The 722-nt window shown below is 45.4% G+C and carries 2 protein-coding genes and 1 pseudogene; 1 reads left to right on the top strand and 2 read right to left on the bottom strand.

The window, feature by feature from the left end; genetic code table 11:
* A pseudogene (locus R7040_RS26365) lies at window positions 1–210 on the top strand (class I poly(R)-hydroxyalkanoic acid synthase); the annotation flags it as partial.
* A 166-nt stretch (window positions 211–376) separates the two neighbouring features.
* Here R7040_RS26365 and R7040_RS26360 read toward each other — a convergent pair.
* Window positions 377–511 (bottom strand): TIGR02808 family protein, encoded by a 135-nt coding sequence (locus R7040_RS26360; RefSeq protein WP_005463497.1) that lies wholly within the window; start codon window positions 509–511, stop codon window positions 377–379.
* Between the two features lie 11 nt (window positions 512–522).
* On the bottom strand, window positions 523–722 hold a 200-nt coding region (locus R7040_RS26355; protein ID WP_318097561.1), incomplete at its 5' end, for a NapC/NirT family cytochrome c.

Raw genomic sequence — 722 nt, 5'->3', positions numbered from 1 at the left:
AATGACACTCTTGATGACTCAGCTGATGAGTGGTTGAGCAATGCAGAACACAAAGAGGGTTCTTGGTGGACGCATTGGAACGAATGGTTATTGCAATACAACCCGCAAGAGCAGGTTGAACCATTCCCTGTGGGCTCAGAAAATTACCCAGTGATTGATGAAGCGCCAGGACAATACGTTAAGCAAGTTCTGCCAGTGAAAGAGTCTTAAAACTCCCTATAGCAGTAATCTTTAGCGGCCTACATGGTCGCTTTTTTTATGGTTGGATAAGCGATCATTACGCTATCAAAAAAAGCGCCGAGCATTTGCTCGGCGCTTAGTGTCAACAAAATAGGCAATAAAAAGTTGACGGGGTAGAGATGAACTAACCTTGCGGTTAAACCTCTTTATCCTTACCTAGTGAGAGTAGCCATAAAGAGACTGCTGCTACTCCTACAAAGCCGGAAAGAATAATCACTGGCATTGCGCTGTATCCAAGGATATGCCAAATCACAGATTCTAAAGTACTCATGGTTTGTCTCCTTATTGCCAGCCTTCAACGCCACTCATGTCAGGCAGCTTGTGAGCAATACCTTTGTGACAATCTACACAGGTCTTGTCGCCAGAAGCTAATGCTGTTGAGTGTTGAGCCGCAGCACGCGAGCCCTGCTGTGAGTAGTCCATGTAATCAAACTCGTGACAGTTACGACACTCTAGAGAGTCATTCTTCTTCATACGAGCCC

The sequence above is a fragment of the Vibrio sp. 1069 genome (genome assembly GCF_033340555.1).
This window is presented reverse-complemented; position numbering and strand designations above follow the sequence as displayed.

Excerpts from the sequence above, each read along its gene's own strand:
- R7040_RS26360 (WP_005463497.1), bottom strand. The coding sequence starts at position 511 with ATGAGTACTTTAGAATCTGTGATTTGGCATATCCTTGGATACAGCGCA.